Annotated in this window: 22 protein-coding genes and 1 tRNA gene; 13 read left to right on the forward strand and 10 right to left on the reverse strand. The window is 67.0% G+C overall.

Annotation, left to right across the window (positions count from 1 at the left end):
• Positions 1-17: 17 nt before the first annotated feature.
• Positions 18-2414: a methyl-accepting chemotaxis protein gene (locus tag NDI85_RS14425; protein ID WP_310916188.1), complete on the reverse strand. Its 2397-nt coding sequence runs from the start codon at positions 2412-2414 to the stop codon at positions 18-20.
• 116 nt (positions 2415-2530) lie between these two features.
• Positions 2531-3259, reverse strand: coding sequence for a class I SAM-dependent methyltransferase (locus NDI85_RS14430; RefSeq protein ID WP_310916189.1), 729 nt, complete (start codon positions 3257-3259; stop codon positions 2531-2533).
• Between the two features lie 127 nt (positions 3260-3386).
• Between NDI85_RS14430 and NDI85_RS14435 the strand changes: the two genes are divergently transcribed.
• The gene (locus tag NDI85_RS14435) at positions 3387-3761 is read left to right on the forward strand and encodes a YccF domain-containing protein (protein ID WP_189001796.1); all 375 of its coding nucleotides are present in this window, start codon (positions 3387-3389) and stop codon (positions 3759-3761) included.
• A gap of 40 nt (positions 3762-3801) precedes the next feature.
• Positions 3802-4122, forward strand: coding sequence for a zinc ribbon domain-containing protein (locus NDI85_RS14440; protein ID WP_310916190.1), 321 nt, complete (start codon positions 3802-3804; stop codon positions 4120-4122).
• 157 nt (positions 4123-4279) lie between these two features.
• Here the strand turns inward: NDI85_RS14440 and NDI85_RS14445 are convergent, their stop codons facing one another.
• The 3 genes from NDI85_RS14445 to NDI85_RS14455 form a co-directional block, all read right to left on the reverse strand.
• Positions 4280-5125: a DUF1109 domain-containing protein gene (locus NDI85_RS14445; RefSeq protein WP_310916428.1), complete on the reverse strand. Its 846-nt coding sequence runs from the start codon at positions 5123-5125 to the stop codon at positions 4280-4282.
• 99 nt (positions 5126-5224) lie between these two features.
• Positions 5225-6112, reverse strand: a complete 888-nt coding sequence (locus NDI85_RS14450; protein ID WP_310916191.1) for a hypothetical protein — start codon at positions 6110-6112, stop codon at positions 5225-5227.
• Between the two features lie 135 nt (positions 6113-6247).
• Positions 6248-7276: a radical SAM protein gene (locus NDI85_RS14455; RefSeq protein WP_189001802.1), complete on the reverse strand. Its 1029-nt coding sequence runs from the start codon at positions 7274-7276 to the stop codon at positions 6248-6250.
• Between the two features lie 131 nt (positions 7277-7407).
• On the opposite strand from NDI85_RS14455, the gene NDI85_RS14460 reads away from it, so the two are divergent.
• From NDI85_RS14460 to NDI85_RS14480, 5 genes are all read left to right on the forward strand, one after another.
• On the forward strand, positions 7408-8730 hold the full coding sequence (locus NDI85_RS14460) for an MFS transporter (RefSeq protein ID WP_310916192.1): 1323 nt from the start codon (positions 7408-7410) through the stop codon (positions 8728-8730).
• A gap of 37 nt (positions 8731-8767) precedes the next feature.
• Positions 8768-9268 (forward strand): phosphate-starvation-inducible PsiE family protein, encoded by a 501-nt coding sequence (locus NDI85_RS14465; protein ID WP_310916193.1) that lies wholly within the window; start codon positions 8768-8770, stop codon positions 9266-9268.
• A 46-nt stretch (positions 9269-9314) separates the two neighbouring features.
• Entirely contained in the window at positions 9315-10415 is a 1101-nt protein-coding gene (locus tag NDI85_RS14470) for a DUF373 family protein (protein WP_189001806.1), read from the forward strand.
• Positions 10415-10711, forward strand: a complete 297-nt coding sequence (locus NDI85_RS14475) for a hypothetical protein (protein ID WP_310916194.1) — start codon at positions 10415-10417, stop codon at positions 10709-10711. The genes NDI85_RS14470 and NDI85_RS14475 overlap by 1 nt, the downstream gene beginning before the upstream one ends.
• Before the next feature lie 40 nt (positions 10712-10751).
• Positions 10752-10826: transfer RNA gene (locus tag NDI85_RS14480), tRNA-Arg, on the forward strand.
• Between the two features lie 157 nt (positions 10827-10983).
• Here NDI85_RS14480 and NDI85_RS14485 read toward each other — a convergent pair.
• Positions 10984-12552 (reverse strand): globin-coupled sensor protein, encoded by a 1569-nt coding sequence (locus NDI85_RS14485; RefSeq protein ID WP_310916195.1) that lies wholly within the window; start codon positions 12550-12552, stop codon positions 10984-10986.
• 93 nt (positions 12553-12645) lie between these two features.
• Entirely contained in the window at positions 12646-14187 is a 1542-nt protein-coding gene (locus tag NDI85_RS14490; RefSeq protein ID WP_310916196.1) for a hypothetical protein, read from the reverse strand.
• Positions 14188-14331: 144 nt separating this feature from the next.
• Here NDI85_RS14490 and NDI85_RS14495 point away from each other — a divergent pair, with 144 nt between their 5' ends.
• Together NDI85_RS14495 and NDI85_RS14500 are read left to right on the forward strand one after the other, a co-directional pair.
• The gene (locus NDI85_RS14495) at positions 14332-14769 is read left to right on the forward strand and encodes a TRAM domain-containing protein (RefSeq protein WP_166967364.1); all 438 of its coding nucleotides are present in this window, start codon (positions 14332-14334) and stop codon (positions 14767-14769) included.
• Positions 14770-14817: 48 nt separating this feature from the next.
• Positions 14818-15600: an SDR family oxidoreductase gene (locus NDI85_RS14500; protein ID WP_189001820.1), complete on the forward strand. Its 783-nt coding sequence runs from the start codon at positions 14818-14820 to the stop codon at positions 15598-15600.
• Here the strand turns inward: NDI85_RS14500 and NDI85_RS14505 are convergent.
• Both NDI85_RS14505 and NDI85_RS14510 read right to left on the reverse strand, forming a co-directional pair.
• Entirely contained in the window at positions 15597-15830 is a 234-nt protein-coding gene (locus tag NDI85_RS14505) for a hypothetical protein (protein WP_189001822.1), read from the reverse strand. The genes NDI85_RS14500 and NDI85_RS14505 overlap by 4 nt on opposite strands.
• A 319-nt stretch (positions 15831-16149) precedes the next feature.
• Positions 16150-16449, reverse strand: a complete 300-nt coding sequence (locus NDI85_RS14510; RefSeq protein ID WP_189001824.1) for a hypothetical protein — start codon at positions 16447-16449, stop codon at positions 16150-16152.
• Between the two features lie 243 nt (positions 16450-16692).
• Here NDI85_RS14510 and NDI85_RS14515 point away from each other — a divergent pair, with 243 nt between their 5' ends.
• From NDI85_RS14515 to NDI85_RS14525, 3 genes are all read left to right on the forward strand, one after another.
• Positions 16693-17316, forward strand: a complete 624-nt coding sequence (locus NDI85_RS14515) for a hypothetical protein (protein ID WP_189001826.1) — start codon at positions 16693-16695, stop codon at positions 17314-17316.
• 234 nt (positions 17317-17550) lie between these two features.
• Positions 17551-18492 (forward strand): replication factor A, encoded by a 942-nt coding sequence (locus NDI85_RS14520; RefSeq protein WP_189001833.1) that lies wholly within the window; start codon positions 17551-17553, stop codon positions 18490-18492.
• Complete coding sequence (locus tag NDI85_RS14525; RefSeq protein WP_166967376.1) at positions 18493-19104, forward strand: RPA family protein; 612 nt, start codon at positions 18493-18495, stop codon at positions 19102-19104.
• A gap of 30 nt (positions 19105-19134) precedes the next feature.
• Here the strand turns inward: NDI85_RS14525 and NDI85_RS14530 are convergent, their stop codons facing one another.
• A complete protein-coding gene (locus tag NDI85_RS14530) occupies positions 19135-19551 on the reverse strand; it encodes a VOC family protein (RefSeq protein ID WP_310916197.1) in 417 nt (138 codons plus the stop codon).
• A gap of 127 nt (positions 19552-19678) precedes the next feature.
• Here NDI85_RS14530 and NDI85_RS14535 point away from each other — a divergent pair, with 127 nt between their 5' ends.
• The gene (locus NDI85_RS14535; protein WP_166967380.1) at positions 19679-20110 is read left to right on the forward strand and encodes a CopG family transcriptional regulator; all 432 of its coding nucleotides are present in this window, start codon (positions 19679-19681) and stop codon (positions 20108-20110) included.
• The last annotated feature ends 13 nt before the right edge of the window (positions 20111-20123 follow it).

A 20123-nucleotide genomic window follows, 5' to 3' on the forward strand; every position in this document is an offset into this window, starting at 1 on the left:
ACCGGCCGATCAGCGTCTCACTCCCCGGCCCCGTCGCTAGCGAGGGGGAGATCCCGGGAGTCGTCGTCGGTACCGAGATGCGGTTCGTCCGCCGCCGTCTCGGCGTCCTCGGGGACGGTCGCTGCGACGGTCGGGTCGAACACGTCCGTCTCGCCGACGCTGTCCACGTCGAACGTCGCGAGCAGGTCTCGGAGTTCGCTCGCCCGTTCAGAGAGGTGAATCACGTCGGCCTCGACGTCTCCGACGGCATCGACCTGTTCGCCCGTCGCGTCGGCGACGGTCGCGGCCTCCTCGGCGGTCCGGTCGCTGATGTCGCCGACCGTCTCGACCATCGCCACGACTTCCTGTGCGGACTCGGCCTGTTCGCCGGTCGCACGGTCTATCTCACGCATCCCGCTGGTGGCGGCCTCGACGTCGTCGACGATGCCGTCGAACGCGACCAGTGCGTCTTCGACCGTCTCGGTTCCGGTGTCGACTTTCGACTGGGTCGCGTGAATCTCCTCGACGGTCCGCTCGACCTGTCCGCGCATGCGCTGGATGGACGACTCGATGTCGGCCGTCGCGTCGACGGTACGGTCGGCGAGCGTCTTGACCTCGTCGGCGACGACGGCGAACCCGTCGCCGTCGACGTCGGCCCGCGCCGCCTCGATGTTGGCGTTGAGCGCGAGCATCGTCGTCTGGTCGGCGATGTCGGCGATGAGGTCGGTGACGGTCTCGACGTCGGTCATCAGCGACTCCAGTTCCTCGACCTCCGCGACGGCCCGGTCGGTGGATGTTGCTATCTCCTCGAGGGCGTCGGCCGCGCCGGTGGCGGCGGCCCGACCGTCTCGACTCCGGTCGAGTGCGTCGTCGGCGCGCTCTCGGACCGAGTCTGCGGCGGCGGACATCTCCTCGACGGTGGCCGAGAGGTCGTCCAGTTCCTCCCAGACGGTCTGGAGTTCGTCGGACTGCCGTTCGGCGCCGTCGGCCATCTCGACGACGGCCTCGCGCACGTCGTCGCTGTGGTCGCGGACGGCGGCGACGTTCTCGGAGACGTCCGCGCTCGCAGCCTCCACCGCGTCGCTGAAGGCGCGTACTTCCCGAATCGTCGCCTCCCACTCGTCCATGACGTCGTTGTAGGCGGTCGCAATCGCCCGCATCGCGTCGTTCTCGGCGTCGGTCGACATCCGCTGGCTCAGGTCGCCCTCGGCACAGGCGTCCATCACCGCACCGTAAGCCGCGGCGTGCGCTTCGAGTTGCTCGTTTAGTTCGACCGCCCGCTCCCGGGTCCTATCGGCCTCTTCCCGGGCGGATTCGGCCCGTTCCTTTGCGGCCTCGGCCTCGGAAATCTGCTCGCGCAGGGAGTCGCGCATCTCGCCGAACGCGCCGTACAACTGGCCGATTTCGTCCCGCCGGTCGGAGTCCAGCGAGACGTCGAGGTCACCACGTTTCATCGCCGTGGCTTTCTCGGTGAGTTCGCTCAAAGCGCTCGCTGACCGCTTGCTGACGACGAGGGTGACGCCGCCGAGGACGAGGAGTGCGGAGAACAGCGTCAACAGGAGGCTCGATCCGATCTGGTTGCGCAGGCCGTACGCGCTGGCGGCCGGCACCTGCGTCACGACGGTCCAGTCCAGCGTCGAGAGCGCCGCGTACCCGGCGACGGTGTCCCCGTCCCGGGCGAACCCGCTCGCGTTCGCACCCGTGCCGGTGACGGCGGCGCTCTCTGCCGTGAGTGCCGTCCCCAGCACGGTTCGCCCCTCGGTGTCGACGACGGCCGTCTCGCCGCCGGACGTTCCCTGATAGAACCGGTCCGCACGCGCCGCCAGATTCGCCTCGACGACGACGACGTGTTCGGTGTTCTGTGGCGCGGAACTGACAAACGCGAGGACGGTGTCGTTGGTCACCGACGACTCGTAGGGCTGTTCCGGGACGAGGACGGTGCCCGATTGGTCCGTCTGATTGTCGATGGGGGCCATGTTCTCGCCCCACGGGACGCCCAACTCGCCGAGCGTCTTCCCGCTGAGGCCGTGGGCGGTGCTGGCCTCGATTGTCCCGTCGGAGGCCTGTACGTAGTGGACAGCGACGAAGGCGTCGGTCAGGTCCGTGGCCTCAAGGAGGAGGTAGTCCTTGATGACCTCGGGTTGTCCGTTCTGGAACTCACGTACGGACGAGAGGGTACGTGTCTGTCGGCGGAACCCGTTCACCCAGCTATCGAGGCCGTCGGCCTGTAACTCGGCCGTCGATACGACGCGGGACTCGACGCGCTGGTCGAGGGTCTGTGTGGCGTCGGCGTACAGGAACGCCCCGATACCACCAGCGACCAGCATAGCCACCAGCAGGGCGGCGGCGAACTTTCGGACGAACCGTCTTCTGACGAGGTCTGGAACCAGCCGCGACGACCTGACGGCTTCCAGACGTGTATCTCGACTGGCCATTCGTGTGGTCGTCCCCGGGTACCACACAAAAAGCTGTAAGATATATAGCGTACTTGCTGAAATGTACTCCTGGTTTTATTTTCACCACAAATATCAGAAATTGTAATGGTATCAACTCACGCCGGCCGGAGCTTCGCCACGTAGTGCGGTCCCTGCTGTTCGACGTCGACGACGGTCCACGGCGTGTCGTCGACCAGTTCGCGCATCGTATCGGGGGCGACGTGGAGGTAATCGTGCCACTCGCCGACATAGCGACGGTAGCGGGTGCGGATGCGGACCCGACCCGGGAGCCGACCGTTCGCGCGGTTGCGCTCGTGGTAGTCCAGATGGACCTGTTCGTCGGTCATCGTCGGGTCCATGCTCGATGCGACGAGCGCGGCGTCGCTCGTCGTCGCGTCGGCCAGCGCACCGAGTATCTCGGGCGCTCGCTCGGCACTCCCGACTAGCCCGAAGTTATTGCCCAGCATGAGGGCGGTGTCGAACTGCTCGTCGAGGCCGCCGGCGTCGACGACGTCGCACTCGCGGACGTCCTCGACCCCCCGGTCGCGTGCGACCGCCATCGCGCCCGGAGACAGGTCGATGCCCGTCACGTCGTGGCCGCGCTGCTGGAGTTCCAGTGCGTGCCGGCCGGGGCCACACCCGACGTCGAGGACGTGCCCCTCGGCCCACTCCACGGCGGTGTGGTCGAGGTCGCCCCACTCCTCGGGCGTGGTGAAGTACACCTCCGGGCCGCCGGGGAGGTTCAGAAACCCGTCGTCGCGCTCGACCACTTCGAACGCCTCGCCGTGTTCGTGGTAGTCACGACACATCGCACCGAACGCGTCGGACTCTGGGAGGACTGCCATGATTCCCGGCTCACTCGGCCCGTAGAAAAGCGTTGCTCAGGGGTGTGTGAGCGTCCCGTGCCGTCTCGAATTCTGTCCTCGGTACTCGGACAGGAAACTTATGTCCCGCGGCGGGCTAGTGCCGGCTATGAGTGACCAACGCTCCCTGCCGGTGCGAGCGGTGTGGTTCGTGCTGGTCGGGTGGTGGCTGACCGGCGTGTGGCTCTCGATAGCGTGGCTGCTCAACGTCACGATAATCGGCATCCCGCTTGGCATCAAGATGATAAACAGGGTGCCGCTGGTACTCTCGCTGAAACGGCGGGAGACGCTGGTCGAGGAGCGCGACGGCGGCAGCCAACACTCCCTGCTGGTGCGAGCGGTGTGGTTCCTGCTGGTCGGGTGGTGGGCCAGCGGCATCTGGACGGGCGTCGCCTACACGCTGACGCTGACCATCGTGGGCATCCCGCTCGCCGTCTGGATGTACAACCAACTCCCCTACGTCGTCTCGCTGTACGACTACTGAGCGCCGAAGGCTTCTCGTCGCTCCAGCACCATGTGGGTGTATGGCAATCGGCCAGCTAGAGCTGGCGCTCCGGGTGGTCTCGGGGCTGTTCGTCATCCTCGCCCCGACGGTGATGTTCCTGGCCCTGTGGCGCGGGCTGGAGGCGATGCGGGACGACGAACTCATCGAACGCGCACAGCAGCGCGCCGAGGCGATGGAACAGTCGGGGTCGGAGTGGAGTTTCGACGCTGCGGCAGTCGCGGCGACGGTGACCGGCGGCGACCCGGTGCCCGACGAGATGGTCGCCTGTCCCAGTTGCGGGAGGGAGAACCGAGCGGGCGTGACCTACTGCCGGCAGTGTCTGTGCGAACTCGACGATTGATACGGGTCGTCGTAACTGGGCACCGGGACGACCGCGTCTCGGCACGCGGTCGTGCTGACACGACAGTCCGTCTGACTCATACTGGTGGCTGTACCAAACTGAAGTAATTCGCCACCCCGGGGTGGCGAATATCTTTACGAACTTACAGCCACCAGTATCAGTCCCACCGCAGGTCTTCCTCGCCGACGTTCACGACGAGCGTCGGCGACGAGCGGTCGACGGTACAGTCGCTCCCTCGTTCGATGGTGTAGGTCGTCGACTCGGTCTGGTTCACGTCGACCGGGATGTCGGCCTCGACGCTGAACTGCCGCGTGACCCCGCCCGCGATGGTGTCGTCGCGGTTGTAGTCGCTGCCCTGATACGATACCCACACGTCTCGACGCGGCACGTCCTCGACGCCGGCCAGACACCCCTGTAGCCGCGGAAGCGACATCGCCCGGGTGAACACGAACTCGTTGGTGACGGTCATCGTCCCGATTCGCTCTCGGGTTTCGACGTACCGCGCATCGTGACGGGCCGGCGGCGTGTCGACGGTGACCGACTGATTCGTCTGTAACTCGTAGGTGACGCCGCCGCCGACGGCGTCGACGCCCACGAGGACGGTACTCACGAGAACCAGTGCGACCACGACGCCGGCGGCGGTCCGGACCGGGAGCCCCAGCCCTCTCTCTCGGAGCGCGTATCCGAGCGCGACGAACAGGGCCGCCGAGAGCGCGAGCAACAGGAATATCCCGGTCTCGCCGGGGTCGTACCGCAGGGCGACGTAGCCCACGAAGACGACGTACGAGAGCCCCGAGAGGGCAAACGCCACGACGTCGAGGACGTCGCGCTGGACGGTGACGCCGGCGACGAAGAAGGCGACGAACGCAGCGAACAGCAGGGCGGCTTTCACCGTAATCGAGAGGCCGAACACCACGTCTCGGACGAAGTACACGAACGCCGCCGCGGCGAACACGACGCCGAGCGCGTACAGCAGTTTGCCGCTGTCGATGTCGAAGTTCATGGAGGGCAACAGGGAGACACACTCGACTCTCCGATATGAATCTTGTTCGGAGTCGATAACCACCCCCTGTGCGGACGTCGGCACCGCTTACACGCAGTTTCACTCCTCGCCGACGACGACCCGACCGGGTTCGGCCATGTACGGGTGGCCGTACCCGCAATAGACCGTACACGCGAAGCCGAACGACCCGGTCGTGTCGACGACGAAGCCCAACTCCGCGGGCACCGTCGAGTGGTGCCAGAGGTACGTCGTCGGGGCGAGCGTCCCGCCGAACGCCGGCCCCCAACACCCGCCCGGCCCCATCGGGCCCTGTCCACCGCCGGGACCGTATCCACCGCCCGGATCTTGCCCACCGCCGGGACCGTATCCGCCACCCGGGCCTTGCCCACCACCGGGGCCGTGTGGCCCGTGATGGCCGCCCCACGGACCGTCGCCGGGGCCGTACGGACCGCCACCCGGGCCCTGTGGCGGTTCTCCCTGTCCCCGGCCGCTGGGCCGGAGGAACGCGTCACCGACGAGCGCGAGGCTGTGGTCGGGATACGCCGCTTCGGCGGCCTCGTGCAGCGCGTCGAGTGAGGTTCCTCGCGGAATGGGGATGGTCTGTTCGTTCCGCCGGGCGCGGTCCTCGGCCTCGGGGATACCCGCTCGGACTGCCTGTGGCAGGCGTTCGATGGCGCTGTCGGCTTCGACGTTGAACAGCGTCAGGCGGAGTTCGTCGCCGGGCGATAGCGTTAGCCGGTCCCGCTCCGTGCCGTCGGCGTCCAGCAGGAAGTACCCCCAGTGGTACGACCCGACGAAGGCCCGGACCGTCTCGCCCGTGCGTTCCTGCTGCGCGCCGTCCGTACTGGTCGCCGTCCCCTGTCGATTCACCGGTTGCGCGGTGCCCTCCTGACCGGCCGGTAGCAAGCCGGAACAGCCGGCGAGCGACGTACCAACCGCGAGCGCTACCATCTCCCGGCGCGTAACCGCTGGATACTGGTTACTCATACCGCCCCGGTCGACCGGCCCCCCGATTGCTATACGCTCCATTCACTATTCGGTCGGTTACCCGCTCGGGGTGCCGTGCTGTCCGGACGCCTCTCGCTTCGTCAGACGACCGCAACCCGACCGGTCGTCGTCCGCTCAGTCGTCTGCAGTGGCTCGTTCGCCGCTCGACCCGCCCGACAGCGGCGTCCGCTCGACGACCGTCCCGTCGTAGGTCGGGTACTGTTCGACGAGTTCGCCCTTCGGGACGTCGCCCTCCTCGACCATCTCTTCTAAGAGCCACCACGCCAGCTCGACGTGTTCGGACTTGACGGCGTAGAACTCCTCGGGGACGCCCAGTTCCTCCAGTCGGGCCTCGCTGACCCACGCCTTCCCGTAGACGAGGGTGCCGTCCTCGGTGACGTCGTCGAACTCACGGCGGATGTTGCGGGCCATCCGCTTGAGCCGGGAGCGGTGCTGGGCGGCGTCCTTGAAGACGCTCGTACAGAAGTACACCTTCTCGTGGTCGCCCATCGTCTCTAAGATGTCGTGGCTCCCCTCGACGGCGCTCATGTGGTCCTCTTTGAGTTCGAAGCCCTCCTCCTGCATCCGGCGGTAGTTCCCGTCGGACATCTCGAACTCGTTGATGTTACAGAAGTCGGCGGCGCCCTCGTCTAAGAATTCGAGGAACTCCTCTTCGGCACGGATGCCCGGGATCTCGAACGCAGGGGTGAGACCTTCCTCGCGGGCGATGTACAGAATCTCCTCCCACTCGGTGCCGTGGAGGTCGCCCCACAGCTCCAGCGGCGGGTGGAAGCGAATCTCGTCTAAGCCCGCTTCGGCCAGCCGGCGCATGTTCTCGCGGCCGCCCGTGATACCGGTGTAGAGGTGCGTGTGGTGGTCCTCGCCGAACTCGTCTTTCAGCAGCGAGAGATAGTGACAGGTCCGGTCGAGGGCCTCCTGCGGTTCGCCGCCCGTGATGGAGGTACCCAGCGCGCTCATGCGCTTTGCCTCCTCGATGACGTCTTCGTCGTCCTCGACGGGACGCTCGTTGGCGTACATCTGGGTGACGTTCTTGCGGTTCTCCCCGAGGGGACAGTAGAAGCAGTCTCGCTGGTCGCAGTAGCCGTAGACGAACAGCACCATCTTCCCGCCTTTGGCGCACTGCTCGCAGCCCTCGGAGATCATCGTGTACGGCTAGCACCGCGCCCAGCGGGAAAAAGCGTGCGCATCGTCGTCGGCGTGGTGTGGGTCGGCATGGGCCGGCTGGCGTCGACACCGCCCCCGGGCTTATCCCCTCGCCCGACCCACTCCACGTCATGTCGGACGCCGGCCGCCGCCGCGGCCTCGCAATCGTCTTCGCCGTCGTCTTCCTCGACTTGCTGGGCTTTGGCATCGTCATCCCCATCCTCCCTTTTTACACCCGGTCGTTCCCCGGCGGCACCGAATTCGTCATCGGCCTGCTGGCCGCGTCGTACTCGGCGATGCAGTTCGGGTTCGCGCCGTTGCTCGGGTCGCTCTCGGACCGAGTCGGCCGTCGGCCGGTCCTCGTCCTCTCGCTGTGTGGCTCCGTACTGGCGTGGACGGTGTTCGGCCTCGCGGACGCGCTGTGGCTGCTCTTTGCCTCGCGGATGCTCGCCGGCGCGATGGGTGGGAACATCTCGACGGCACAGGCCTACGTCGCGGACGTGACGCCGCCGGAGCGCCGGGCCGCCGCGCTGGGGTTCATCGGCGCGGCGTTCGGGCTGGGGTTCATCTTCGGGCCGGGTATCGGCGCCGTCCTCTCTTTCGACGCCACCGTCGCCGCCGTCGACGCGGCGTTGCCGGCAGCGGTCCCCATCAACCGCTTCTCCCTGCCCAGTTTCGCCGCCGCGTTCGCCAGTCTCTGTGGCGTCGTCGTCGCCCTCCTGTTCCTCCCGGAGTCACGGACGCCGAACGCTGGCGACGACGCGACCGAACGCACCTCCTCGCTTGCCCAACTGCGCGCCGCCGTCGCCACGCCGGGACTGCGGGAACTGCTGAGCGCGTTCTTCCTCGTCTCCTTTGCCTTTTCCGGGGTCCAGATAATGTTCATCCCCTACGTCGCGGACATATACGGCTACACGGCGGCCCAGAGCGCTCTCTTGCTGACCTACATCGGCCTGCTCGCCGTCGTGACGCAGGGCGTCCTCGTCGGTCGACTCACGGCTCGATACAGCCCGATCACCCTCTCGCTGGCCGGGACGGGACTGCTCGTCGTCAGCGTGGGGGCGCTCCCCTTCTCCCGGTCGCTCGGCGTCGTCTTCCCGGACCTTACCGCGCTGGCTCCGTTTCTCACCGCCGAACTGCTCGGTCTGCTGGCCGTCCTGACGCTGTTGCCCGTCGGCAACGGCATCCTCTCGGTGACGCTGACGGCGCTGGTCTCACAGCGGGCCAGCGCGGACGTCCAGGGCAGCGCCTTCGGCGTCACGCAGGGCGCGGGCAGCCTCGCGCGCACCGTCGGCCCGCCGGTGATGGGTGGTCTCTATGCCGCCGTCGGCTTCTGGTCGCCGTTCGTCGTCGGTAGCCTCCTCTTACTCCCGGTGGGGCTGCTCGTGGCCAAACTCGGCACGCCGGAGGAGTCACCCGAACCACGGCCCGCAGACCCCGGTCACGTCAGATAGGGCCGAGTTTGATGTAACTCGAGGTACAGTTTCACGCATGGCCGAGGACGGCGACGACCCGGTCGGTGGCTCACTCACGCCGGCGGACACGCTCGACGAACGGGTGCTGGCCCGCAGCGAGGACCTGATGCGCTACGTCGAGGTGGTCGCGGCACTCGTCCTCGTCGTCCTCTTTGCCATCGGCGTCTTCGACCTCGGTCTCCAGATCGTCCAACGCGCGCTCAGCGGCGACATCACGGACCCGCTGGTCGTCGTCGGATTCATCGACACGGCGCTCTTGCTGTTCATCATCGTCGAGGTGTACCAGACTGTCGTCGCGTACACACAGGAGAGCGAGACCCGGCGTATCGTCCGACTGGTCATCTACACCGGCGTCATCGCGATGGTCCGGAAAGCGATCATCTTCCGAACCGGCGAGTACGCCAGCGAGCGGTCCGCGTTGTTCGCGGCGGCGGCGTACACCCTCATCATCCTCGGACTGGCGGCACTGCTCGTCGTCGAGCGACGCACTCGCGAGGCGGCCACAGACGCCATCTAACCACAGGCCCGAAGACAGATAAACGCGGCTGGCGTACCCTCTCACGATGCTGCTGGTGTTGTGTGTGGACTTAGACGACGACCTCGGCCGCAAGACGGACGTCGAGACGCCGGTCGTCGGGCGGGACAACGTCGTCGACGCCGCCGTCGCCCTCGCGCAGGCCGACCCCGAAGACTCGGACGTGAACGTCCTCTTCGAGGGGGTCCACATCGCGGACGGTATCGACGACGAACCCGTCGAGGTAGCCGCGGTGACCGGCGTCGACGCCGGCGACGTGGCCGCCAACCGCGCCGTCGGCGAGGAGGTCGACACCGTCCTCGCGTCGCTGGCCGCCAGCGAAGACGTCCGCGCCCTCGTCGTCACCGACGGCGCACAGGACGAGTCCGTCGTCCCCGTCATCCGTTCACGCATCCGCATCGACGGGGTCCGCCGCGTCGTCGTCCGGCAGGCCCAAGACCTCGAATCGATGTACTACACTATCAAGCAGGTGCTCGACGACCCGGAGACCCGGGGCACGATTCTGGTACCGCTCGGCATCCTGTTGCTCATCTATCCGCTGACGATTGCCGTCGACTCGCTTGGCCTTCCCGGGTCCGCACTCGGCATCATCTCCGGATTGCTGGGTCTGTACGTCCTCGCCCGCGGACTGGGCGCCGAGCGACTGCTCGACGAGGCCGTCGACCGCGCCACCTCCGGGTTCTACGCCGGCCGAATAACCATCATCACGTACGTCGTCGCCGCCGCGCTGCTGACCATCGGCGGCGTCAGCGGCGTCAACACGCTCGAAGCCCAACCCGACCCGCTCTCGCCGGTCGAGGTACTGGCCGCACTGGTCAACGGTGCCGTCCGGTGGTTCGCCGCCGCCGGCATCACCTCCAGCCTCGGTCGCGTCACCGACGAGTACCTCCACGACTCGTTCAAGTGGCGCTACCTCAACGCACCCTTCTACGTGCTTGCCATCGGCGCGGTCCTCCACGGCCTGAGCGCCTTCTTCCTCGGGATTCAGGACCTCGAATACCTCGCCGTCGTCCTCACCGGCGGCACCTTGCTGGGACTGGCGAGCACGCTCGCATTCGCCGTCGCGGAGTCCCGACTCGAAACGGCCGAACGGCACAACCAAGGCCCCGGCGGCCCATCCTCCGAGTGATGTACGTCTCCCGCGCCGTCGAGAGTATCCGTGCTGACCCCATCGAGGGAGAGTCGGTCGCACTGGCGCTGACGACGACCGACGACGCCGACCCCGAAACCGTCGCCGCCGCCGTCGAGGACCGCGGCGGCACGGTCGAACGCCACCTCCAGTTCGACGACCTCGCGGTGTCGGTCCCTCACGACCGCGTCGACGCTATCTGTGACATCGACGGCCTCGCCGCCGTCGAGACGACCGACGCCATCGCCATCACGACGACCGACGCCACCGACGAGGACGTGGAGTTCGACGGCTAATCCACACGGCTTTTGAGACTCGCCTACTACCTCCGGGTGAGGGCACGTAGCTCAGTCCGGATAGAGCGTCGGACTTCTAATCCGACGGTCGTGGGTTCGAATCCCACCGTGCCCGTCGACCTTTTACATCGTCGGGTGCGCGTCGCGCACCGCTCCTCGAAAAACGTCGATGAAAAAGGCCGGAATCGCCGTCGGCGATTCCGGTGAACCGCGGCGCGTCGCGCCGCGGATGCTCAGCCCTCGAACCGGTGGTCTTTCGGCCCGAGTCTCCGCTACTCCGTTAACCGACTCACGGTCTGGCTCACGTTTTCGATGGTCGCGGCCTGTTGTTCGTTGGCGGCGGCGATCTGCTGGGCTTCGGCGGCGACGGTGTCGGCCCGGTCGACGAGGTCGTCGAGCATGCTGGCGACCTCCTCGGTAGTGGCGGCCTGTTCGTCCGTGGCGTCGGAGACCTCTCGGATGCCGCTTGCGGTCTCCTGGACGGCGTTGGCGATGTCGTCGAGCAGTTCCATGGCTTCGGAGACGCGCTCGAACCCGCGTTCTATCTGGGCCGTCGTCTCGTCGAGGCTGTCGACGGTGTCGTCGGTGTCGTCCTCGATGGCGGCGACGAGCGCCTCGATTTCGCTGGCGCGCTCCTGGGACTCGCCGGCCAGTGACTTCACCTCGTCGGCGACGACGGCGAACCCGGACCCGGCCTCGCCGGCGCGAGCGGCCTCGATCGAGGCGTTCAGCGCCAGCATGTTCGTCTGGTCGGCGATGTCGTTGATGACCTCGACGACGGCGTCGATCTCGCTGACGCGGTGCTGGAGGTCGTCGAGGTCGTCGGCCACGTCGTCGACGGCGTCGCCCACGTCGTCCATCACGCTCATGGCGTCGTCGGCGGCGTCCTGCCCGTCGTCGGCCAGTTGGCGAGCCTGTTCGCTGCTGGTCTCGGCCTCCGAGGCGCTCGCAGCGACTTCCTCGACGGTGGCGCTCATGTTCGACACCTCGGTCGCGATAGACTGGACGCGCTCGGACTGTTCTGTGGTCACGGCCGATATCTGCTGGGAGGAGTCGGCGACGTTGTCGGCCGAGCGCTGGAGGTCGTCTATCGGCGCTTCGAGGTCGCGTTCGACCTCGGCGGCCAACTGTTCGCGCCGCTCGACCTCCTCGGAGAGTCGCGAACTGTAGGAGTGGATGTAGGTGTCGGCCACGACCTGCATGTCGAGGTTGATGATTCGCAGGACGGCGCTGATATCGGCCCGGAGGTCGGCTATCGCGTTCTCGACGACTGCGTCGACGCGGGCGAGGGTGTCGTCAGTCTCGGACGAGCTGTCGGCGCTCACTCCCCCGTCGGTCGCCGTATCACCGACCACCGACGTCAGTTCGTCGTGGATGCGGTCGGTCGTCCGTTCGGTCAGCAGCGGGAGGATGAGATCGTAGTACACGCCGTACTGGCCGATGTAGTGTTTCATCGGCATATCCAGCATGTCGTGGAGTTTGCCGATGCGGGCGCGGTTCCGGAAGTACTCGCGGCCGTACTCGCCATCGGCCAGCGTCGCGAAGTACGCCTCCTGTGTCTGTCTCAGGGCGTCGATACCCTTCGGTGAGCGACCGATAACGTCGACGGTGTCCTCGTACTGGGTGAGGTTGTCGTAGAACCGTTCGCCGATCTCGGGGGCGTGGGCCTCGAACAGCGGCCCGAGGTCGGCCAGCCGAGCCACGTCGTCGTCGTCGAACCCGAGGAATTCCTTGCGCCGGTCGATTTCGGCCGAGTCGAGGCCGATATCTGTCACCAGCCTGTCCGCGTCGATTTGATCGTTGAGCCCTCCCTGACCAAACATCGATGCGTAGTCTGCCATGTCGGATCAGAAATTACTGCACCACTTATCTCTTCGCGCGCGAGTTTCACTGACGATATTGGTGCAGTGGTCCGTACTGACGCCGGCACGTGGTTATCGATGCCGTCGTCCGGGCAGCCTACCGGGACGGTCACGCCAGAGGAGGCCGGTCAGGACGAGCCAGACGGCGAGGACGGCGAGCCAGAGCGGCAGCGGCGCGTGTGGGCGCTCGGGGGTACCCCGGTCGGCACCGTCCCTCGAACCGTTGGCGACGCCGAGTCGGTCGGTCGCCGTCCGATCGTCCGATAGCTGTTCCTCGCTCTGTGGCCACGCTGTGCCGTCGATCCGGGCCGCTGTTCGGTCGTCGCTCCCGTCGCCCATCGTCGCCCGGTAGGGGTCGGTCCCGCGCTGTCGCTCCGCGTGCGTCGAGACGCCGTCACCGTCGGGGTCCGCCGGGACGGACGGTGCGGGGCCGGTGACGGCCTGCCGCACGAACGCGTCGAGGTCTTGGCCCGCGACGGCGGAGACCGTCTCGGCGAACACCGAGAGAGTGAGTCGCTCGTCGGACCGGGAGAGCCGTCGGAGGACGGTCGCGAAGGTGCGTTCGCCGTCCGTCGCCTGTCGGATGTGGACGTCGAGGGCGGCGACGACGCGGGTTCCCTTGTCGTACTGGACGTCGGGCGAGGACCACGTCGACGGACGGGTGAGGTCGGCGTCGCGGTACCGGTCGGTCGTCACACGCCGTCGGTAGCGGTCGTAGTCGATGCGGCCCTGCTGATACGTCATCCGGGCGGCGTAGTAGTCGGCGCTCCCCTCCTCGAGCCACGCCATCCCGGCGCTGGTGCGGTAGGTCTGGCGCGTGTGACGGTACTCGTGGACCCAGACGTTGGTCGGCACCCCGACGCGTTCGCCGGCGTTGACGAGGGCGACGGGCGCGCCGTTGGAGGGGGTGTACCCGCCGACGGCGAGACTGTTGGGCGTGACGAGTATCGTCACTGCGTCGTGGGCGTCCCCGATGGTGGTCGAGCGCTGTGCGTCCCCGATGGTATCGAGGACGGCGACCGGGTCGGGTTCGAGTGTCGCCGCGTCGGGGACGACCAATCGCACGGTGCCGTCCGGCGTCGTCCGGGTTATCGTCTCGTGGGGGCCGACGAAGACGGCCGTCTCCCCGCCGACGCCGCGCTGGCCGGCCGCGACCGCCATCGTCTCGTTCCAGCCGGGGTCGGGGCCGGCCTGCCAGCGCCAGCGAGCGTGGAGCGCGACCTCACGGCGGACGACCAGCGCCCACTCGGCGGTGTCCGCGGTTCGCTGGCCGTACGCCGTCCGCAGGCCGACCGGCACGGTGTAGGTCACGGAGACGGTGTTGCTGCTGCCGTCCCAGCGCCAGCGACTGCCGGTCGACGCGAGGCCGTCGGCGCTCAGAACCGTCGTGTTCGTCGGTGTGCGGACCGAGAGGTCGCTTACACGGTCCGGCACGTCGACGACGGCGGTGACCTGCACGCGGCCGACCTGCTCCGGGAGGCGGTCGACGACGTAACGGACGTCCATCGACTGGACGTCGTCGGCGGCGTTCGCCTGCGACTCGGTGGCCAACACGGACGGAGCGCTGACCAGAATCGAGAGACACAGCAGGACTGCCACGGCGTGGGACCGCATGTGTGTTTGCTCCTCGCTATCGTGTGACAAATTGTCGCTCCAGAATGAAAAAGCGTTCCCCGGGTGAACGCGCGTTCCCGCCGGTGAACTGCCGCCCTCTGGCAGGTCGCAAGCGTTTTGCCCGCGGCCCATCTACGCGATGCTATGCCCGACTGTCCGCTCGCAGACGAATGCCCCAGTTTTACCGAACGTATCGAGGGCATGGGCTGTACGCACTACGGCGACCGAGGTGGCGCCGAGTGGTGTAATCACTACAATCAGCCCATCTCGGACCTGAAGAGTCAACCCGTCAAGCCCGGACAGGAAGTCGTCGTCACCGTCGACGACATCCACGAGAGCGGTGCCGGCGTCGGCCGGACCGAAGACGGGTTCATCGTCATGGTCGACGGCGTCCTGCCGCCGGCGAAGTCCAAAGTCCAGATAACCAAGGTCCGCTCGAACCACGCACGAGCGGAGGAACTCGAACGCCTCGAACTCGACGAGGAAGACAGCGAGGACGACGATGAACGGGGCTATCAGGGCGACGATGACGACGAGGCGGACGAACGGCTCGGCAGCCGCGACAACTTCTGGGGCAGCTAGGGACAGTCACCACGGAACTTTTTGGGTCACTCGACCGTCGGGTCGGCTATGGACCTCGAACTCGACGGCAACGCCGCACTGTGTACCGCCGCGACGAGTGGACTCGGCCTCGCGAGCGCGGAGCGACTCGCGAGCGAAGGGGCCGACGTCGCCGTCTGTGGCACGACGCCCGAACACGTCGACCGGGCGCGCGAGCGGCTGACGGCGGCCGGTGACGGCGACGTACTGGCCGTACAGGCCGACATCACCGACCGCGACGAGATCGAAGCACTCGTAGAGGAGACTGTCGAGACGTTCGGCGGCCTCGACCACGTCGTCACGAGCGCCGGCGGTCCCGCGCCGGGGTCGTTCCTCGACACGACCGAACGGGAGTGGTACGGTGCCTACGACGTACTAGTGATGAGCGTCGTCTGGACCACGCGGTTCGCCTACCCGTACCTGCGCGACTCCGAGGCCGGCACCGTCGTCAACATCACCTCCCGGTCGGTGCGTGAGGTCATCGACGACCTCGTCCTCTCGAACTCGGTCCGGCGAGCGGTCATCGGGCTGATGAAGACCCAGTCTCGCGAGTTCGCGCCCGAGGTGCGGGTCAACGCCGTCCTCCCCGGCGCCCACGAGACGCCACGCATCGAGGAACTCGTCGAAGACGCCGTCGAACGCGGGGAGTACGACTCCTACGAGGCCGGCATCGAGTCGTGGTCGGACGCCCCGCTGGAACGGGTCGGCCAACCCGAAGAACTCGGCGACGTGGTGGCGTTTCTCTCCTCGCCCCGGTCCTCGTACGTCACCGGGACCGCCCTCCCGGTCGACGGCGGGTCGATGCGGAGCTAGCGACCGGGCCGCTCGAACCGGTCCCTGCTGGACCCGCCCCCGGCCGCGAGTTGCCAGACCAACAGCCCCAGCGAGAGGAGTGCGACGGCCGCCGTCGCGATGTAGCCGGTTCCTCCCACCTCGTACAGGTGTGCTGGAAAGAGAGCGGCCAGTACCAACAGCCCGACGGCCGAGAAGCCGGTCAGCAAGGGAAGGACCGTGAGCCAGAAGCGCCGCGCCATCCCGTCCATACTGCCTGCGTCACCGGCGACGGTAATGACACTTTCCCCGACAGTGGGTCCGCGCTGGCCGCCGACGATCCCGAAACCTCGTCCAGTTGAAACACACCTTTCCGTCGGTCCTCGGGGCGTCTCGCTCGAACGGGATCTCGATGAATGGCGAAATATGGGTGACACACCTGCTGGGAACGGGGCCTCTCGCCGACAACTGGTCTGTGTGACCGACGTGCAAACCCCCCCGTTTCCACTGCGGACCGGCGCGACCGGAATCGTTCGACCAACTGTTACTTCCGGGACCGTTCCTCGCCACCTCGGCGCGGGCCGAGGGCAGTCACCACGTCTCGACGGTGCCGTCGCGGATGTCTTCGACACAGCCCTGACAGTCGGGGTGGTCGGCGTCGAAACAGTCGGGGCGAGAGACGGGGTCCAGCGAGACGGCGCGGCGCTCGGCGTGACGTCGACAGACGATTCGCGCCCGCCCGTCCTCGTCGCGGGGGAGGCCGGCCAGCGCGGCGCGTTTTCCGTCGCTGTACGCGCGCTTCGCCTCGGAAAGTTGGTCCCCGACCGACCGGAGCGTCCCCTGGATGAACCGCCCGAGTCGGGCCTCGTCTCGTTCGTCGCCGTCGCCCATACCGCCACGTACCGACCGGCGGCAAATCAATCTTCTCGCGTGCCGGGGGCCGCGCGAGTCGCCTCGCGGGCCGTCGCCGACAGTCGCCCGAGGGGACCACACGAACGGACCGATAATCCGCGTTAACTCGGATTAAACGGGCGTGTAGAGCGGCCAAAACGGGCTAAATATCGTTAATCCGGCTTCTCCGCTTGCCCCCTTGAAGTGTGGCCGGTCCAGAGGGCCGAGCGGAGGCAAGACACGATGAAGCTCACGAAGATTGCCGGCGCGCTGCTGGCCGTGCTCGTGGTCACGGGCTCGGCGGCGGCGCTGCCCGCGGCCACAGGGGTACAGACCGACGACACCACCGACGCGGCGGCCGACGGCACCGTCGAGGTGGACGCCAGCGCCGATAGCGACGTGAACGCCAGCGCCGACGCGAACACCACCGTTGACGCGAACGCGAACACCAGTGTGAACGCGACGGCGAACGCGAGCGCCGCAGCGGCGGCCGACGCCGAGGAGACCAACGAGTCGAACTCGGCGAACGGGAGCGAGGCCGCCGAGCAGGAGCGGCAGGGCCAGCCGAATGACGTCGGCCCCGACGGCGAGCGCGGCCCGCCCGCGGACCTGCCCGAACAGGTGCCGGACTTCGTGGCCGAGATTCACGCGCTGATTCAACAGCACGTCGCCGGTGACCTCGGCGGGACCCTCGGCGAGCAGATTAGCGACGTGACGCCCGACGATGGAGCGGCGGGCAACGCGCCCACTGACGTCGGCGAGAACGTCGACACGAACGCCAACCCCGACGGCGAGGTGGACGCCGACGCCAGCGCCGAGGCGAACGCCAGCGTGAATGCGACTGCGGACGCCGGCAGCGACCAGTAACGCTCGCGTTTTGCGCCGACGGTCGGAGACCTTCGTTGCAGTTTTCCGGGCGCTCCGCTGACAGCGACAGCGAGTGCCGGTAGCGGGCGTTCTCGACTCGCGTCCCGATGTGGCTCACGATAGAGCCGCTGTCGACCGGTTTCACTTTCACCGTGCCGGGGGAGGGTTTATACATGAAGCCGACCAACCGTCGAATGTCTCCCATCGAAAACAAGGCGGAGACAGTGACAGCACATGACCGAATCAGATTTGCGTACCCAAGCGGAAGAGATACACGAGCAGTTTACCGACCAGCTAGACATAGACGTCGACGACGTCGAGGAACGTCTCGACACGCTGGTCAACGAGTACAAGGTCCCCCTCAACGAGGCACGCCGGAGCGTCACCAACACGTACCTCGACGAGGCCGGGATGGACCGCGACCAGCTCGGCGGCGGTGGCGGCGGCAACGAACAGGTCGAGGTGGCCGACGTCGACTCGCCCGAGGAGTGGGTCGACATGCGCGTCACCGTCGTGGAACTGTGGGACCCGCGCGCCGACGCCGTCGCACAGGTCGGCTTGCTCGGCGACGAGACGGGCACTATCAAGTTCACCAAGTGGTCGAAATCCGACCTTCCAGAACTGGAGGAAGGGAAGTCCTACAGCCTCCGGAACGTCGTCACCGACGAGTACCAGGGCCGCTTCTCGGTGAAACTCAACCGGACGACCACCATCGAGGAACTCGACGAGACCATCGAAGTCGGCGACGACAGCGTCGAAGTCGAGGGCGCACTCGTCGACATCCAGTCGGGGTCGGGGCTGATCAAGCGCTGCCCCGAGGAGGACTGCACCCGCGTCCTCCAGAACGGTCGCTGTAGCGAACACGGCGAGGTCGAAGGCGAGTTCGACCTCCGCATCAAGGGCGTCTTAGACGACGGCGAGGACGTCACCGAGGTCATCTTCGACGAGGAGGCCACGGAGAAGCTCACCGGCATCACCCTCGAAGAAGCCAAGGAGATGGCGATGGACGCACTCGACACCACCGTCGTCGCAGACGAGATGCGCGAGGACATCCTCGGGCGCTACTACCGGGTCACCGGACCGACGTTCGGCCGGTACGTCCTCGCGGACGACCAGGAGCGACTGGCCGGACCAGTGGATGCAGACGAAGTGCTGATCAAAGCGAGGTCGATCTAAATGGCGAGCACACCAACCCGCGAAGTCGCCCGACGCGTCTTCGCCCGCGAGTTCAACGACGCGAGTTACACGTTCAAGGAGTCCGACGACGACCGCGCCCCGGTGTACGTCCTCCTCCCGACGGGCCAGCGCGCCAACCGCGTGTTCCTCGTCGGAACCCTCACCGAGACGGAAGACGTCGGCGAGGACAGCGAGTACTGGCAGGGTCGTGTCGTCGACCCCAACGGCGACACGTTCTTCATGTACGCCGGGCAGTACCAGCCAGACGCCGCCTCGATGCTGCGGGAACTGGAACCGCCGGCGTACGTCGCCGTGGTCGGCAAGCCACGGACCTACGAGACCGACGAGGGCGACGTGAACGTCTCGGTCCGCCCCGAGTCCATCTCGCAGGTCGACGAGGCCACGCGCGACCGCTGGGTCGTCGAGACGGCCGAGCGAACGCTTGAGCGTATCCGTCGGTTCGGCGACGCCGACCCCGAGGCCCCCGACGTCGACGAGTACATCCAGATGGCCCACGAGGAGTACGGCGACGACGTCGAGCGGTACCGACAGTCCGTCGTCGGCGCTCTAGAGAGCATGCAGGACGAGCAAGCGGAAGCGAGCGCCGACTGAAGCCGGCGCCCGCGGTTCGGTCTGCTCGTCTCAGGTCTCAAGCAGTTCGACCAGCGTGCCCTCCGGGTCCCGCAAAAAGCAGATGCGCGTCCCGCTCTCGGTCGTCTGTGGTTCCGAGAGCGTCTCCACGCCGTCGGGCAGGCCGTCGTAGACCGCATCGAGGTCCTCGACTTCGAGGCCCAGGTGGGTCGCGCCGGGTCGGTTGAGGTCGCCGTCGGAGCGGGGCTCACCTGCAGGCGTGTACTGGACGAGTTCGACGCGGGCGCCGCCGGCGTCCAGATGGGCGAAGTCGGCGCTGGCGCCATCGACGCCGACGCCGGTCGCGAACGCCTCGCCGCCGACGGAGAACCGTGAGACGACCTCCAACCCGAGGACGTCGCGGTAGAACTCGACGGCGCGTTCGAGGTCGCTGACGGTGACGGCGTAGTGGTGTGCGGTCGCGTCCATGTGCGAGGCGGGGAGCGGGCCGGGCTAAATTGCTTCGCTCTTCGGGCGAGTTTATTCCGCCCGTCGCCGCTGCGTGCCAGCGTCTGACAAACGATTAAATACGATGAGTGACGAGTAGGACACAACGATGGGGAACAAGAACAAGACCATCTCCTTTCGCGTGAGCGAGGACAAGTTCGAGACGCTCCGCGAAATCGCGGAGGAGCGAGACATCTCTCTCTCTGCGGTCTTTCGAGACTACGTCGACACGCTGGTGGCCCACGACGGGCAGGTGAAGGTCGCGCCGGAACACGAACTGGAAGACGCAGCCGAGGAGAGCAGTACCGAGAGCTTCCCGCCGAAAGTCGAGGTGCCAAAGAGCTTCGTCCGCGAACACGAACGCCTCGAACTGGAGGCCGAACACCTGCGCGAGCAACTCGAAGAGCACAAACGCTACGTGACGAAACTCCGCCAGCAACTCGACGAGATGGACCAGGACGAGGTCATCCACTTAGAAGACTTAGACGAGGGCGACGAGGAAGACGCCTCCTACCGCATCGGCAGTTTCGAGGACGTCTGAGACGCGGTTTGGG

It is taken from the genome of Haloarcula sp. S1AR25-4 (genome assembly GCF_031624555.1).
GTDB lineage: Archaea > Halobacteriota > Halobacteria > Halobacteriales > Haloarculaceae > Haloarcula > Haloarcula pellucida.

Bases quoted from the DNA above. Each gene is read 5' to 3' on its own strand.
- NDI85_RS14535 (WP_166967380.1), top strand. From the start codon at position 19,679: ATGGGGAACAAGAACAAGACCATCTCCTTTCGCGTGAGCGAGGACAAG.
- NDI85_RS14455 (WP_189001802.1), bottom strand. From the start codon at position 7,276: ATGATCTCCGAGGGCTGCGAGCAGTGCGCCAAAGGCGGGAAGATGGTG.
- NDI85_RS14475 (WP_310916194.1), top strand. From the start codon at position 10,415: ATGTACGTCTCCCGCGCCGTCGAGAGTATCCGTGCTGACCCCATCGAG.
- NDI85_RS14470 (WP_189001806.1), top strand. From the start codon at position 9,315: ATGCTGCTGGTGTTGTGTGTGGACTTAGACGACGACCTCGGCCGCAAG.
- NDI85_RS14500 (WP_189001820.1), top strand. From the start codon at position 14,818: ATGGACCTCGAACTCGACGGCAACGCCGCACTGTGTACCGCCGCGACG.
- NDI85_RS14460 (WP_310916192.1), top strand. From the start codon at position 7,408: ATGTCGGACGCCGGCCGCCGCCGCGGCCTCGCAATCGTCTTCGCCGTC.
- NDI85_RS14525 (WP_166967376.1), top strand. From the start codon at position 18,493: ATGGCGAGCACACCAACCCGCGAAGTCGCCCGACGCGTCTTCGCCCGC.
- NDI85_RS14445 (WP_310916428.1), bottom strand. From the start codon at position 5,125: ATGAACTTCGACATCGACAGCGGCAAACTGCTGTACGCGCTCGGCGTC.
- NDI85_RS14515 (WP_189001826.1), top strand. From the start codon at position 16,693: ATGAAGCTCACGAAGATTGCCGGCGCGCTGCTGGCCGTGCTCGTGGTC.
- NDI85_RS14440 (WP_310916190.1), top strand. From the start codon at position 3,802: ATGGCAATCGGCCAGCTAGAGCTGGCGCTCCGGGTGGTCTCGGGGCTG.
- NDI85_RS14430 (WP_310916189.1), bottom strand. From the start codon at position 3,259: ATGGCAGTCCTCCCAGAGTCCGACGCGTTCGGTGCGATGTGTCGTGAC.
- NDI85_RS14465 (WP_310916193.1), top strand. From the start codon at position 8,768: ATGGCCGAGGACGGCGACGACCCGGTCGGTGGCTCACTCACGCCGGCG.
- NDI85_RS14495 (WP_166967364.1), top strand. From the start codon at position 14,332: ATGCCCGACTGTCCGCTCGCAGACGAATGCCCCAGTTTTACCGAACGT.
- NDI85_RS14450 (WP_310916191.1), bottom strand. From the start codon at position 6,112: ATGAGTAACCAGTATCCAGCGGTTACGCGCCGGGAGATGGTAGCGCTC.
- NDI85_RS14425 (WP_310916188.1), bottom strand. From the start codon at position 2,414: ATGGCCAGTCGAGATACACGTCTGGAAGCCGTCAGGTCGTCGCGGCTG.
- NDI85_RS14490 (WP_310916196.1), bottom strand. From the start codon at position 14,187: ATGCGGTCCCACGCCGTGGCAGTCCTGCTGTGTCTCTCGATTCTGGTC.
- NDI85_RS14520 (WP_189001833.1), top strand. From the start codon at position 17,551: ATGACCGAATCAGATTTGCGTACCCAAGCGGAAGAGATACACGAGCAG.
- NDI85_RS14485 (WP_310916195.1), bottom strand. From the start codon at position 12,552: ATGGCAGACTACGCATCGATGTTTGGTCAGGGAGGGCTCAACGATCAA.
- NDI85_RS14510 (WP_189001824.1), bottom strand. From the start codon at position 16,449: ATGGGCGACGGCGACGAACGAGACGAGGCCCGACTCGGGCGGTTCATC.
- NDI85_RS14530 (WP_310916197.1), bottom strand. From the start codon at position 19,551: ATGGACGCGACCGCACACCACTACGCCGTCACCGTCAGCGACCTCGAA.
- NDI85_RS14505 (WP_189001822.1), bottom strand. From the start codon at position 15,830: ATGGACGGGATGGCGCGGCGCTTCTGGCTCACGGTCCTTCCCTTGCTG.
- NDI85_RS14435 (WP_189001796.1), top strand. From the start codon at position 3,387: ATGAGTGACCAACGCTCCCTGCCGGTGCGAGCGGTGTGGTTCGTGCTG.